The sequence below is a fragment of the Candidatus Amarolinea aalborgensis genome, from assembly GCF_900491745.1.
Taxonomy (GTDB): domain Bacteria; phylum Chloroflexota; class Anaerolineae; order SSC4; family Amarolineaceae; genus Amarolinea; species Amarolinea aalborgensis.
Map to the genome: position 1 here is coordinate 255,568 of NZ_UETR01000001.1, position 13,547 is coordinate 269,114.

The window sequence follows — 13,547 nt, forward strand, 5'->3', positions numbered from 1 at the left end:
AGCGGCTTTTTCATTGCTGCTATTGGCAGCTCCGTGCGGGCACGTCGGCTAACGGGAAGTTGGTGCGCGCGTCCGCGCCGTAGACCCACACATTGCTGAAGGTGGGCACGTCCGGCACATCTACCCAGAAATAGAGCTTGTTGGCCGGATCGCGCGCCAGGCTGAGATCGAAATCGGCGAACTCCCAGCTCGTGTAGGTGAAGCCGCCGGCGTTGACCGTGCGCGGCGCGCCGGGCACGCCCTGCGGCGCGCGATCCACGCCGGCGTTGACGGCCCAGTGCAGGCGCACATCAGGCTGCCAGCCGCCGCCGCCTGTGACGGCCTGCAAGCTGTTGGCGACGAATAGATTCACCGTCAACGTTCCGCGCGTCGCCAGATTCACGGGCAGATTATCAGCCGCTTGCAACGAGACGATACGCGCGTCGAGCGCCAGCGGCCGGCCGGCTGTCACACCGCTTGGCGTCAACGGCGCGGGCGGCCGCGTGATCGGGTTGCTGCCGTGCGACCACACGTTGTGCGCCATGACTTGCTCATCCAATGTAACGAAGAAATGCAGTGTGTTGGCCGGATCGCGCGCTGCGCTCACATCTACGTCGTTGAAGTCCCACACTGCGAAGGTGCGACCGGAGACCGTGGTCAGGCGCTTTTCACCGATAGCAATGAAACTGGCGGGGTCGTTGTTCTTTGCCATCCAGAGGCGCACGGTCGGGGCGGCATTGCAGGCTACTGGGTTGAGATTTGCATCTTCGAACAGATAGGCCGTGATGTTGGCGAGATTAGCTTCGCTCACCGGCGCGCCGCCGTGCGGCCACACGATTTCGATCTTGGCCTGACCGCTCACCACGGGCGCGGTTGGCGTAGCCGTGCTCGTCGGCGTGATGGTCGCGGTGGGCGTCGGCGTCCGCGTGGGGGTGGGCGTGCTCGTCGCTGTGGCGGTTGGCGTGGCCGTGCTCGTCGGCGTGATGGTCGCGGTCGGCGTCGGCGTCCGCGTGGGTGTGGGCGTACTTGTCGCTGTGGCGGTTGGCGTGGCCGTGCTTGTCGGCGTGATGGTCGCGGTGGGCGACGGCGTCCGCGTGGGGGTGGGCGTGCTCGTCGCTGTCGCGGTTGGCGTGACCGTGCTCGTCGGCGTGATGGTCGCGGTGGGCGACGGCGTCCGCGTGGGGGTGGGCGTGCTCGTCGCCGTGGCGGTTGGCGTGGCCGTGCTCGTCGGCGTGATGGTGCGGTGGGCGACGGCGTCCGCGCGGGGTGGGCGTGCTCGTCGGCGTGATGGTCGCGGTGGGCGACGGCGTCCGCGTGGGGTGGGCGTGCTCGTCGCCGTGGCGGTTGGCGTGGCCGTGCTCGTCGGCGTGATGGTCGCGGTCGGTGTGGCGGTGCTCGTCGGGGTGATGGTCGCGGTTGGCGTCGCCGTTGGCGTCAGGGAGGAAATTGAGCACCGGCGCGGCTGCAGCGCCTGCGGGTATTTCGTTGCTGGCGAGATCGAAACGCACCGGCGCATCGCTGGTGGCCCGGATCAGCAGGCCGTAGTTGGGGCGTTGTCCGCTGACCCAACCCTCACCAGTGGGGTGACATCCATGCGATACCAGATGTGATCGGCCAGCAGAATGGCTGTCGCCGCGGGCGCTTGCGCTCGATCGCCGCCGGGCGTCTGCCAGGCCGCGCCGGGCCGCGCCTCGAGCCACGTCACTGCGGTTGGATCCCAAGCCGGGCCATTTCATACGCCGCGATGAAGAGCCTAGTGTTGGTGGAACGCTGGCGGACGTGCAACCAGCGTGGCTTTGGTCACGTCCGCCGGCCGCTCAGACTGGACAGATCGAAACGCAGGAGGACGGCCGACTTGCCGCCAGCCTGCAACCGCAGCAGGGCATCCTCACCAAAGTTGGTTGTTGGCGATGACAGGCTGATGAACGTGTCGCTGCTGCCCTCGTAACCTGCGCGCCCCAACTGGAAAACACCGACGCTGGTGGGAATGGGCGTGGGCGTGTCCGTTGGCGTCTCGGTTGCTGTCGGCGTAACCGTTGGCGTATCAGTTGGCGTTGGCGTATCAGTTGGCGTCGCCGTGTCGGTGGGCGTCGGCGTATGCGTTGGCGTATCGGTCGGCGTTGGCGTGTCGGTTGGCGTTGGCGTATCAGTGGGCGTCGGCGTGATCGTCGCCGTGTCCGTGGGCGTCGGCGTATTGGTTGCTGTTGGCGTCCGTTGTAGTGGGCGTCGGCGTCCAGGTGCGTAGGAGTCGCCGTCGGCGTGTTGGTTGGCGTCGGCGTCCACGTTGGTCGCGGTCGGCGTGTTCGTTGGCGTGGCGGTCGGCGTCGGCGTCCATGTTGGGTGACCGTTGGCGTCGGCGTCCAGGTGCGTGGGAGTCGCAGTCGGCGTGTTCGTTGGCGTGGCGGTCGGCGTGCTCGTTGGCGTGGCGGTCGGCGTCGGCGTCCAGGTGCGCGTAGAGTCGCCGTCGGCGTGTTGGTTAGCGTCGGCGTCCACGTTGGCGTCGCGGTCGGCGTCGGCGTTGGCGTGGCGGTCGGCGTCCATGTTGGGGTGACCGTTGGCGTCGGCGTCCAGGTGCGCGTGGGAGTCGCAGTCGGCGTGTTCGTTGGCGTGGCGGTCGGCGTCGGCGTCCAGGTGCGCGTGGCAGTCGGCGTAGGAGTCGCCGTCGGCGTCCATGTTGGAGTGGTCGTGGGCGTCCAGGTGCGCGTGGGGGTCGCCGTGGGCGTCCACGTCCAGGTCGGGGTGGCTGTTGGCGTGGGCGTCCAGGTGCGCGTGGGGGTCGCCGTCGGCGTATTGGTTGGCGTTGGCGTCCATGTTGGGGTGGCCGTTGGTGTGATGGTCACGGTCGGCGTGGGCGTATTCGTTGCCGTCGGCGTCCAGGTGCGCGTGGCCGTCGGCGCGGTTGTTGGCGTGCGCGTACGCGTCGGCGTGGGCGCTGTGGGCGTGTTGGTCAGCACAGGCGGGACGATGACGACGGTAGGGGTAGCGGTCGGAGTAACGCCGACCGTGGTGACATTGCGCAGATCCAGCCACAGCATGTGCAGGATCGGTTTGGCGCCTGCGCCGGTGTATTCGATGAGGATGTCGGCCCCGCCGTCGAGCTGATTGCCGGCAAAAAGGGTCAACGGCGCCGAGGTGAACCAGCGCCAGGCGCCTGTAGCTTGCGTGCGTTGGCGATCCACCGTCAGCCGCTGGCGCGCGCCGGCGGCATCGGATGCATAGATGATGTCGAAATCGCTGGGGTCGTTGTCCACATAGGCCAGGCGCAGCGTCACGTTGCTTAGTTGGCGTCCGGCGTAGACCGTGTCCACGACATCGAATCCCAGGCGCGTGGACTGCATCTGCTTGGCATGGCGCGAGTAGATAGACGCGGGTGTCTGCCCCACGACCGCGGGGAATGGCAAACCGGCGGTGTTGCACGACGCGTCCCCGCAGAAAGCGCTGAGGTGAACCGGCGCGGGCGCCGCAGCCTGGACTTTGATGTAATGTTCGAAGTCGCCCGGCCAACCGGTGCAGAAACCCCCGCAGACACTGCCATTCAAGGGATACTCTGTTTCACGCAAGACCACCCAAAGCTGGTCGTTCGTGGCCGCGGTTTTGCCGAGCTGGCGTTCGATCCAGTCGCCAAAATTGACCGGAAAGCCGGCATCGCCTGTTGCCGGATTGGGCGTCTGCACAGCATTGAGGCTAAGCGTGGGCGGGGGGATGCAGGTGTCGCTGCCGTCGGTTGGGCTGCAGAACCAGGGGTCTTGAACATCCACGAAGTCGACGCGCGCCGTGAGCGCCAGCAGCCAGGACCAATAGCGCCATTGCAGCTCCGAGTTGTCGCCGCTGGGGAAACCCGTGACCGGCTCGAACTTGACGGGCAAGATCTCGGCGTAGCGTTTGATCAACTCCAGGGAACCGCAGTCAATGCCGGTATAGCCGGAGCTGTTGCTATTTTCGACAAATGCGGGCACATCGGGCTTCATGCCATTGAAACCGACGCCGATGTGGCGCGGGTTGTAGGAGAGCATCAGGTTGACCCAATCGCAGCGGCTTTTGTCGGTGGGCGCCGGCGCGAAGTTGAGGTAAACCGGCTTGTTGGGGAAGGCGGCGTGAAAGGCCTGAATGGCGTTGGTGACAAAACGGGTCATGTCCTGTTTCGTCACCGGGAAGTTATCGTCGTTGCCTAGTACATTACAATAATTGGCGCCGATCTGCGTCTCGTTGTCATAACCGCCGGCGATGATGACGCCGGCAATGCGAGGGTCGCCGTTCCACTGACGACCGGCATCCAGGACGAAGGTCCGATAAGCATCCAGGAAGCCGGGGTTGTTGAAGGCGGGCACGACTTGTCCGCGCGGCGCAAACGCGGTGGGCACAGCGAGAACGTAACCCCCTGGCCCGCTGTATTTGCAGACGCCTCCCTCGCCTTGTCTCCAGAAGACAGGCAGGGTCAGCCAAACCGGGCGCGGGATTCTGCGACCATCAGCCAGGGTGATCTGCTGCGCGGCAATCTGATTGACTTTGGCCTCGATGGCAGACCAGTTGAACACGCCCCCGGTAGCCGGGATTTGATCCCAGATGACATCAATGTGCGAGGCCAGGGCGGGAAAACTCGGCGGCAGCGGCGTTGTCGGCCGGTAGTCGTCCCGGCGCATCAGGACATAGTTGCCTGGCCCCCACACCGGCTTGGGGGCGAACGTCGGCGTGGGCGTCGGCGTGGGCGTCGGTATCTCACGCACTTTCGTTGGGGTGGGCGTGCGTGTGCGAGGCCCTGGAATGACCGGAATTTCCCAACGCACCAGGAAGTAAAGCACAAGACACAGAACGATCAAGATGAGGATCAGGATCGGTAGCCAGCGGCGTTGGTTCTGCATTGGGCGGTCCTCCTGGAGCGATTCGGCGTCAGTGTCTGTAGGCCACTGCCATCACCGTACCCATCACCTGGCGCAGCGGTGTTTCACGCAGGAATGGCTCGACGTGCGCAAAAAAGGCGTCCGCAAACCAACGGGGAAACAGGGGGATGGAGATGTCACTGCTGAGCCACAGCCGGGCATTGGCTTGAAAGAGGCCCTGCCCGTGCAATCGTTGCACGGTCAGCCCGGCCTGGCGCAGAAAGCGGGTGAACTGGGGCACGGAATAGTGCCACATGTAGCGCGGCGTGGACGGTCGCTGCGCGAGGCCAAGCCTGCGATAGAGCGCGCCTGGCGCCTCGCCCAGCGCGTTGATGCGCCAGCGGTTGGTCATGCTCAGCATGACCGCGCCGCCGGGGCGGGTCACGCGCGCCATTTCGTCCACCAGGCGCTGCGGATGCGGCACGTGCATAATGGCTTCCATGCAGAGTACGGTGTCGAAAGCGGCGTCCGCGAAAGGCAGCTGCTCGGCGTCGGCCTGCACGAACTGGACACCTACGCCGTGTTCATCCGCAGCCTGCTGCGCCAGGGCCAGCATCTGCGGCGCAATATCCAGCGCGGTCACGTCCGCGCCCTGCGCGGCCAGGTTGACAGCAAAACGGCCCTTGCCGGTGCTGATGTCGAGCACACGCTGGCCGCGCCAATCCTGCTGCGCCAGCACCCAGCGCAGTTGTTCGGCGAAATGCGGATAGAGCGGGTGGGTGGGATCTTCAGGAAACCACCAGCGCAGAACGGTATCGGCTTGACGAAAATAGGTCTTGGTTGCGTCGGTCATGGGCGTTGATTCGTTTCTTGGGTCGCGCGGGGGTAAGATGCGGGAGGCGGAGATGAGAGATCGGGGATTAGAGATCAGAGATCAATCGAAGGGGATGAGCCTTCGTAAGGGAGATTATACATGCAGTGGGGCAAATCGGTAAACTGGCAAAACCGTGTGAAGACTAGCCGATGCGCCGCGCAATGACGTCTTTGACGACTTTGACGTCGGGCGGCAGGTAGACGGGCGGGTTGGCGGCCACGGCTTCCACTTCGGGTAGAGTGTCCTCATGATAGCCCATCTTGAACTGGGTGAATTTCAGGCCGTGCGCCGTGGAGATGACGACGACGCGTTCGTGGGGCTGAATCACGCCGCGTGCGACCAGCTTGAAGAGCGCGGCCAGGGCCACGCCGGTGTGGGGACAGGTGTACATGCCGGTGCGGTCCGCGCGCGCGGCAGCGTCGGCCAGCTCATGCTCCGTAGCTTGCTCCACGACGCCATCGAACGCTTGCAGCGTCTTGACCGCCTTCTCGTAGCTGACCGGATTGCCGATCTGAATGGCCGAGGCCAGGGTCTGCTGCGCCTGCACGACCACCTTTTCCTGGAAACCGTTCTGCGCGCTCAGGTAGAGCGGGTTGGCCTTGGCCGCCTGCGCGGCCACCAACCTGGGCAGGCGATCAATCAGGCCCAGTTCTTTCATCATCAGCAGGCCATTGCCCACGGCGCTGATATTGCCCAGGTTGCCCACGGGGATGACGATCCAATCCGGCGCCGCCCAATCGAACTGCTGCACAATTTCGATGCCGACCGTCTTCTGACCTTCGATGCGCAGGGAGTTCATCGAGTTGGCCAGGTAGATCGTGTTGTCGCGCGTCACTTCTTGCACGACGCGCATGCAGCCGTCGAAATCAGTATCCAGCGCCAGCACCAGCGCACCGCTGGCGATCGGCTGGATCAACTGCGCCGCGCTGACCTTGCCTTGCGGCAGAAAAACGATGGTGGGAATGCCGGCCGCGGCGCCGTACGCGGCCAGCGCGGCCGACGTGTCGCCGGTTGATGCACACGCCACGGCCCGAATCGGCTGCCCGCGAGCAATCATCTGCTTCACCACGCTGACCAGCACGGTCATGCCCAGGTCTTTGAACGAACCGGTATGGCTGTTGCCGCACATCTTGACCCACAGGTCTGGCAGGCCAATCTGCTTGCCCAGGCGCTCGGCCCAGAAGAGGTTGGAATTGCCCTCGAACAGGGAGACGACATTTTCGTCGGCCAGGTCGGGGATGATCCATTCGCGCTTGCCCCAGACGCCAGAGCCATACGGCCACTGCGTGGTGCTGGCGCGGCGCTCGAAGAGCGACATCCAGCCCGCGGCGCTGCGCGCGCGCAGCGCGTCCATGTCGTGCGCCACCTCCAGCAGCCCGCCGCATGTGGGGCAGGTGTACATGACCTCATACAGAGAGTACTTCCCCGGGCAGCCCCGGAAGCATTGAAACCAGGCAGCGATCATGTCAATCCCAACCCTTTCGATCTTAAAGCCGGTTAGCGGCCCGGTTTACCCGGCACCTGGTGGCAGTCGCGGCAGCGCGCCTCGTACACCTCGTTGGCGCCGACCATGATGACGGGATCATCGAAGTTGGCTGGCCGGCCGTCAATCAGGCGCTGGGTGCGCGAGGCTGGCGCGCCGCACTGCACGCAGATCGCATGCAGCTTATCCACCATTTCGGCCTGGGCCATCAGCAGCGGAATCGGGCCAAACGGTTCCGCCCGAAAATCGAGGTCGAGCCCGGCGCAGATAACCCGCAAACCCTTGTCGGCCAGTTGACCGGCGATATCGGCCACCGTCCAGTCGAAGAACTGCACTTCATCAATCGCGACCAGGTTGGTGTCCGCCGCCAGGAAGTCCCAGATTTCATGCGGCGCGCTGATGGTGTGCGAGTCCCATTGCAACCCGCTGTGCGATGCCACGCGTGTGATCGAATAGCGGTTGTCAATCTGGGGTTTGAACACCTGAACCTTCTGCTTGGCAATCTGCGCGCGGCGCACACGTCGAATCAACTCCTCGGTTTTGCCGCTGAACATACTGCCGCAGATCAGTTCGACCCAACCCCCTTTGGGCTGCATGAAGGGCATGGCTTCTCTCCGTTAGCGAATCGTATCATTCCAAAACAAAAGACGAAAGACGAAGAATCGTGTCAACCGATCCGTCTTTCGTCTTTCGTCTTGGTTCAATCAACCACCGTGATGCACAACGCACAGTCCTGGTTGGCCTGGCGTTGGCAACGATTCTAGGCGTCTCCGCGGCGCCTGGCGATGCGCGCCGCTTCCTGCTGCTGCTGGCGGACCACGCGCTGCGCTTCGATTTGCACGGCCTTCGTGGTCTTGGTCTCCAGGCGCTTCATGAAGCGCTCGACCTGCCCGCCGGTGTCTACGATGCGCTGCTCACCGGTAAAGAACGGGTGGCAGTTCGAGCACACATCGGTGCGAATGACCTTGCGGGTAGACCCGGTGGTCCAGGTGTTGCCGCACGCGCAGGTGACCTGCGCATCGTGATAGTACGTTGGATGAATTTTCTCGCGCATTGGGAAACCTCTTTTCTTCCAGCCCCTGACCGGTCATGGCTCCCAACCACGACCCAAAAGCGCTGGGAAATGTCTTTATGTGGCTGTCGTCTCGATCCCGGCTGCGCCTAAGACGCACCGGGGCGATCAGCCCGATCGGCTCTACGCCGTTTTTTGCGCCGCCCGTTCGGTGTAAACGCTGACGCGCTTCTGATCCTTCGAATGAGGCTCGAATTTGACATAGCCATCAATCAAGGCGAACAGCGTAAAATCACGGCCAACGCCGACATTGATTCCTGGTTTGACCGCCGTACCGTGCTGGCGAATAATGATCGAGCCGGCGTTCACTTCCTGTCCATCGTAACGCTTGACGCCCAGGCGCTGCGCATTGCTGTCACGACCGTTGCGGCTGCTGCCACCACCCTTTTTATGTGCCATGGTTCCTCCTACTCAACCCTCAACCCGTGATATCTACTGGTTCTACAGAATGATCTCATCTACGCGCAGCTGCGTGTACTTCTGGCGATGACCGGTCTTCTGGCGGATTCGCTTCTTGGGGCGATACATAAAGATAATCTCTTTGCGCCCCTTGACTTCCTTGATCGCAGTCGCCTTGACTCGCGCGCCCGCAACCACCGGCGTCCCGACTTTGACCTCATCCCCATCGGCCACCAGGAGCACACGCTCCAGCTCAATGGCGTCCCCATCGGCCACTGGCAGCAGTTCGACTTCGATGACGTCGCCCGGCTTGACCTTGTACTGCTTGCCGCCTGTCTCAATGATCGCAAACATAGCTTTTGATTTCCTCCATCGTTACGCGCCCAGCGCAGCGGCCAGGACTTTGTACTGGCGCAACGACATCATGGATGCACCGCGTGGCGGTGATGTTGCTCAACCGATTTTTTGCCAAAAAAGGCGGCAGGCCACGTGCCTGCCGGCTGATTGTCGTGGATTATAGCAGTCCGGCTGCAATGTGTCAACTCAGTCGAAGCCGCCCCAACCGGTGCGCGTTTGGCGCGCGGCCAGGGGCGCCGCAGCTTCCTCCGCCTCCACGTCCGGCATGGGCGCCGCGCCCACATCTTCATCCTGGCTTATGCCTGATCCTGCGTAGGGCACGCTGGAGAAAATAAGTCCCGTGCGCTCAATGCGACGCGCACAGTCAGTCAGGCCCAAAACTGCCAGCAGTTCATCCGGCCGGCCGGTGGCGCCCGGCCGGCTGCTCAAGCGCGCGGCCAGGTGCACCCAACCCTCGGCGTCCGTAGACTCCACGCGCAGGTCTTCGACCAACGGCCGCAGATCGTAGGTTTTGCCGTCGCGGCTGCGCTGCTTGCGCACCTGCGTCGCGGCCGTGAAACGCGCCACGGCCTGCGCGACATCCACATCGCCCTCAGGCAAAACCTGAATCTCATATTCCGCCGCCGCCATCAGGGCTTGCAGCGTCGGTTCGTGCAGATCCACCTCGTGCACATCGCTGATCGTGACGCCAGGCGGCAGCTTCGGTTCCAACTCCGCAGCAAACTGCGCAGGGGACACCGGTTCATTCAGCCATAAGTCGGCCACTTCGGCGCGGCCGCTGCAGCCAACGGGCAGCGCGGAGGCAAACTGAATGCGCAGCTGCGGATTGAAGCCCTTCGTGTACGCCACCGGCAGCTGCGTACGCCGCAGTACCCGCTCCCACATGCGCGCCAGGTCGAGATGACCGATCCACTTCAGCGGCTCGCCCTTTGTGTAGGTAAATCGTATTCGCTGCATCGAAATCTACTCTCTGCGGCCCTTTTCATCCACGATGGCTTTTTGGCCCGCGGCCCGAACGAGTTTGGAACTCCATGCGTCATCCGCAAGCGCCCGATTGTACCACACCACCGAAATAGGCTAAAATACACCCGCAGCCTATGCATCTGGCCGCACAATCTCGATCCTTTGGCGCTTAGAACTTTGCACTCTGCGCTTTGCACTCTGCGCTTTGCACTCTGTACTATCCATGCGTATCTGGCTTCTGGAACCCTATTTCACTGGCTCACACCAGGCCTGGGCCGTTGGTTTTGCCCGCCACAGCCAACATCAGGTGGACCTGTTGACCATGGCCGGCCGTTTCTGGAAATGGCGCATGACGGGCGCGCTGGAACTGGCCGCAAGTCCATCAACGCCTGGAGGCCGGCGCTGCGCCCGACCTGCTGCTGGCGAGCGACATGGTCAACCTGCCTGCGCTGCTGGCCCTGGTGCGCCGGCGCTGAGCGCCGCCCATCGTTTACTATGCACACGAGAACCAGTTGACGTATCCTGCCTGCGGGCGGGGCGCGACCTGAGCTATGCGCTGATCAATCTGCTGAGCATGGCTGCGGCGTCACGGGTCTGTTTCAACAGCCGGTTTCACCTGGAATCGTGGTTCGAGGACACTGCCGCGGCTGCTCAAACACTTTCCTGACTACAACCACCTGGCGGTGGTCGGCCGGCTGGCTGCACGCAGCCAGGTTTTGCCCCTGGGTCTCGACCTGGCGCGCTTCGACGCGCGGCGTCCGCCGCGCCTGACCCGCGCCGCGCCGATCATTCTCTGGAATCAGCGCTGGGAGTACGACAAGAACCCGGCTGCCTTTTTCGCCGTCCTCGATCGCCTTCTGGCCGAGGGTTTTGAGTTTCAAGTGGCCCTCCTGGGAGAGAATTTTCGCCGGGCGCCGCAGGAATTCAGTCGCGCCCACGCGCGCCTGGGCGATCGCCTGTTGACCAACGGCTTTGCGGCCGATCCCGCCGACTATGCCTACTGGCTGTGGCAGGCAGACATCGTGGTGAGCACGGCCTGGCACGAGTTTTTCGGCGCGGCCATCGTCGAAGCCATCTACTGCGGCTGCTGGCCGCTGCTGCCGCGGCGCCTGGCTTATCCAGAAATCGTGCCGCCTGCCTGGCACGCGGCCTGCCTATACGATGACGACGCAGACCTGCTGCAGCACCTGCGGCGCTTGCTCTCGCAGCCTGAGCTGCTGCCCGCGCCTGCGGACTTGCGCGCATCCGTCATGCGTTTCGATTGGTGCGGTCTGGCGCCGATCTACGATCAGCTCATGACCAGCGTGGCTGTGGATTTTCCCCGCTGACGGCTGGCAAAAAAGAAACTTCCGAGACTGTTCGATCTCGGAAGTTGGTTGAGAGGCGACGGCCGGATTTGAACCGGCGATCGGGGTTTTGCAGACCCCTGCCTTGCCACTTGGCTACGTCGCCAACCACACGCCAATTTTAGCCCAGAACCTGGTATCTGTCAAACGGAGTTTGGTGATATCGCCCTGGAGGCAATCATGATCGGAACGATAGATCGCACGTACGAGTGTCAACGCTGCGGCGTGGCCTATATCTGGACGATCGGCGAGCAGCTCGCCGCGGGCGGTGTGCAGCCGCTGCCCCGTTTGTGCCCCGCGTGCGCACACCTGCTGCCGCCCGTTGGCCGCGAACGGGGCCTGGTCAAGTGGTACAACGCGCGCCGCGGCTACGGCTTCATCAGCCGGCCGCAGGGCGAGGAGCTTTTCTTTCATCGCAGCGCCTTGCCTGCGGACGCTGGCCCCATCGGGCCTGACCTGTTAGTGGAATACGGCATTGAACATACCGAGAAAGGCCCGCAGGCGGCGGAGGTCAAGGTGCTGCCCGCGTAAGCGCGCAAACGGCGGTTCTCGTCACTTTTACCGCTATTTTACATTTTTTGGCAATGCGTGTAGAATAAAACAGACAACAGCTTGGCGCCGCTGGGGCGATGGCGGAACAGGCAGACGCATCGGTCTTAAAAACCGAAGGACTAACCGTCCGTGTGGGTTCGAGTCCCACTCGCCCCACCTTTGTCAGGCAAGCGCGCTCACGCCAAAGTGGCCGCAATCCAATCTCATGCTTGTATAAAACTCACGCATCCCCACAACCTCAAGCCGGCGCATGCTCGGGCGCCCACGCATCTCGACCAGGAGGCATTGACTATGGTGTCAAGGCGATTTGGATGGATTGTCTCTCTGTTGATCGTCACAGCGCTGGTTCTCTCAGCCTGTGGCACGCGTCCCGTTCCTTCAACCTCGCAAGGCGAGAAAACCAACGCCCAAGAGTTTCGAGTTGAGCTGCCCCGCATCACGGTCAACATAGACGAAAAGGGCACGCCCACGGTCATGGGCATGTCTCTCGCCGACCTCTCCAGGCTAACCGGCGGCAGCATTGCGTCGTTCCAGTTGGATCCGGCGCAGGTGGCCCAACTGCAGGCCAGCAACATCCAGCACATTGAACTGCTGCACCGCGGCGATGGCCTTTACCTCTTTGTAAACGGCAAGTCGCTACCTTACATAAAGTGGGACCAGAACACGCTGCAAAACGCGGCCAAGATGCTGCAGACGCTCGACCCGCAGGTCAACGGCATGCACCTGGCGGAGTGGATTCCTTCGATCCTCCCCATGGTGCGCAGCGTGGGACTGGACATCGTGCTGATGCTGCCGCTCAAAGAGGGCGCTGCTAAAATTGATGTGCGCCCTGAGGACCAGGAGCCTCCCGCGCCGCCGGCCGATTCCGGTCAGCGCCAGGCCGCGGCCGTGGTGCATCTCCCGATCGTCTATGATCTGACCGGCACGCCGCAAGTGATTGGCCGCGGCGGCCAGATGTTCCGGCCTGATGCGGCGGCCATGGCGCAGATGGGCCTGACCAATCTGCCTATTTATCTGACGTCAGAGACGGTTGAGTCTCTGATGGCGGCGAATGTGCAGTTTATCACCATTCAGTCCAGCAGCGCCGGGCTGCAGGTAACGGTGAACAACGACGCCCTGCCGCTCGTCGGCTGGGGCGAGGCCGAGCTGGCCAACGCGCTGGACCTGGCTAAAGGCACGGGCAGCGTAGACCCGGCCGTGCTGGACCTGGTGGCCAAATTCGCGCCATTCCTCGCGAACCTTGACTTGACCATCTACATGGAATTCCCGTTGGCCAAGGGCGCGGAAAAGATCGAACCAGCCACGAGCAAGTAACAGGAGGCTCGTCATGCAAAGGCGTTACGGGTTTCTGCGCTTCATCAGTTTCATGCTGCGCTTGTTCGCCGGCTTCTGCCTGCTCATCGGCCTGGCGGTTGGCGTCTCGTTGATCCTCAGGGGCAACTTTCAGGAAGTGCTCGGCTTCAGGCTGACCATTCCAACCGCGGCCCTATGGGCGACGGGGTTGATTCCCATCCTCTGCGGCCTGTTCTATTTCGTCATCTTCTACGCGGCCGGCGGCGTGCTGACGCTGCTCATCGCCACGGAAGAGAACACGCGCGCCACGGCCCTCGGCCTCTCTAGCCTGCGCGCGCCGGCGCCGTCCCCGGCAGCTGCCAAACCACCCTCGGCCGATTAGCCCATCACCGCCATCAGACCCCTTCGCGTC

14 protein-coding genes, 2 tRNA genes and 1 pseudogene are annotated in these 13,547 nt (G+C 63.3%); 6 read left to right on the plus strand and 11 right to left on the minus strand.

The features are described 5' to 3' along the window. Positions 1 to 19: 19 nt before the first annotated feature. The 10 genes and pseudogenes from ACPQ6D_RS01035 to ACPQ6D_RS01080 form a co-directional block, all read right to left on the minus strand. Positions 20 to 1,495, minus strand: a complete 1,476-nt coding sequence (locus ACPQ6D_RS01035) for a hypothetical protein (RefSeq protein ID WP_423222427.1) — start codon at positions 1,493 to 1,495, stop codon at positions 20 to 22. A 15-nt stretch (positions 1,496 to 1,510) separates the two neighbouring features. Beyond that, positions 1,511 to 1,684 carry a hypothetical protein gene (locus ACPQ6D_RS01040; protein ID WP_423222428.1) on the minus strand — a complete coding sequence of 58 codons (174 nt, stop codon included), beginning with the start codon at positions 1,682 to 1,684 and terminating at the stop codon, positions 1,511 to 1,513. A 112-nt stretch (positions 1,685 to 1,796) separates the two neighbouring features. Then, positions 1,797 to 4,838 carry a hypothetical protein gene (locus ACPQ6D_RS01045; RefSeq protein WP_423222429.1) on the minus strand — a complete coding sequence of 1,014 codons (3,042 nt, stop codon included), beginning with the start codon at positions 4,836 to 4,838 and terminating at the stop codon, positions 1,797 to 1,799. A gap of 28 nt (positions 4,839 to 4,866) precedes the next feature. After that, positions 4,867 to 5,649 carry a class I SAM-dependent methyltransferase gene (locus tag ACPQ6D_RS01050; protein ID WP_423222430.1) on the minus strand — a complete coding sequence of 261 codons (783 nt, stop codon included), beginning with the start codon at positions 5,647 to 5,649 and terminating at the stop codon, positions 4,867 to 4,869. A 163-nt stretch (positions 5,650 to 5,812) separates the two neighbouring features. Continuing rightward, the gene (thrC, locus tag ACPQ6D_RS01055) at positions 5,813 to 7,135 is read right to left on the minus strand and encodes a threonine synthase (protein ID WP_423222431.1); all 1,323 of its coding nucleotides are present in this window, start codon (positions 7,133 to 7,135) and stop codon (positions 5,813 to 5,815) included. A gap of 32 nt (positions 7,136 to 7,167) precedes the next feature. Continuing rightward, positions 7,168 to 7,758 (minus strand): thymidine kinase, encoded by a 591-nt coding sequence (locus ACPQ6D_RS01060; protein ID WP_423222432.1) that lies wholly within the window; start codon positions 7,756 to 7,758, stop codon positions 7,168 to 7,170. Positions 7,759 to 8,006: 248 nt separating this feature from the next. After that, positions 8,007 to 8,207, minus strand: a pseudogene (gene rpmE / locus ACPQ6D_RS01065) (50S ribosomal protein L31); the annotation flags it as partial. Between the two features lie 141 nt (positions 8,208 to 8,348). Continuing rightward, the gene (rpmA, locus tag ACPQ6D_RS01070; RefSeq protein WP_423222433.1) at positions 8,349 to 8,624 is read right to left on the minus strand and encodes a 50S ribosomal protein L27; all 276 of its coding nucleotides are present in this window, start codon (positions 8,622 to 8,624) and stop codon (positions 8,349 to 8,351) included. 42 nt (positions 8,625 to 8,666) lie between these two features. Beyond that, positions 8,667 to 8,978 (minus strand): 50S ribosomal protein L21, encoded by a 312-nt coding sequence (gene rplU / locus ACPQ6D_RS01075; RefSeq protein ID WP_423222434.1) that lies wholly within the window; start codon positions 8,976 to 8,978, stop codon positions 8,667 to 8,669. A 189-nt stretch (positions 8,979 to 9,167) separates the two neighbouring features. Continuing rightward, positions 9,168 to 9,938: a TIGR03936 family radical SAM-associated protein gene (locus tag ACPQ6D_RS01080; protein ID WP_423222435.1), complete on the minus strand. Its 771-nt coding sequence runs from the start codon at positions 9,936 to 9,938 to the stop codon at positions 9,168 to 9,170. Between the two features lie 229 nt (positions 9,939 to 10,167). On the opposite strand from ACPQ6D_RS01080, the gene ACPQ6D_RS01085 reads away from it, so the two are divergent. Next, positions 10,168 to 10,611, plus strand: a complete 444-nt coding sequence (locus ACPQ6D_RS01085) for a tRNA-queuosine alpha-mannosyltransferase domain-containing protein (RefSeq protein WP_423222436.1) — start codon at positions 10,168 to 10,170, stop codon at positions 10,609 to 10,611. A 16-nt stretch (positions 10,612 to 10,627) separates the two neighbouring features. Further along, on the plus strand, positions 10,628 to 11,272 hold the full coding sequence (locus ACPQ6D_RS01090; protein ID WP_423222437.1) for a glycosyltransferase: 645 nt from the start codon (positions 10,628 to 10,630) through the stop codon (positions 11,270 to 11,272). Positions 11,273 to 11,325: 53 nt separating this feature from the next. On the opposite strand, the gene ACPQ6D_RS01095 is transcribed toward ACPQ6D_RS01090, so the two are convergent. After that, positions 11,326 to 11,396: transfer RNA gene (locus tag ACPQ6D_RS01095), tRNA-Cys, on the minus strand. A gap of 74 nt (positions 11,397 to 11,470) precedes the next feature. Here ACPQ6D_RS01095 and ACPQ6D_RS01100 point away from each other — a divergent pair. The 4 genes from ACPQ6D_RS01100 (at position 11,471) to ACPQ6D_RS01115 (ending at position 13,517) form a co-directional block, all read left to right on the plus strand. Further along, a complete protein-coding gene (locus tag ACPQ6D_RS01100) occupies positions 11,471 to 11,821 on the plus strand; it encodes a cold shock domain-containing protein (protein ID WP_423222438.1) in 351 nt (116 codons plus the stop codon). A gap of 92 nt (positions 11,822 to 11,913) precedes the next feature. After that, positions 11,914 to 11,998 (plus strand) — tRNA-Leu (locus ACPQ6D_RS01105). Between the two features lie 135 nt (positions 11,999 to 12,133). Further along, complete coding sequence (locus ACPQ6D_RS01110; protein WP_423222439.1) at positions 12,134 to 13,156, plus strand: type 2 periplasmic-binding domain-containing protein; 1,023 nt, start codon at positions 12,134 to 12,136, stop codon at positions 13,154 to 13,156. Positions 13,157 to 13,169: 13 nt separating this feature from the next. Beyond that, positions 13,170 to 13,517, plus strand: a complete 348-nt coding sequence (locus ACPQ6D_RS01115) for a hypothetical protein (protein WP_423222440.1) — start codon at positions 13,170 to 13,172, stop codon at positions 13,515 to 13,517. Positions 13,518 to 13,547 lie beyond the last annotated feature (30 nt).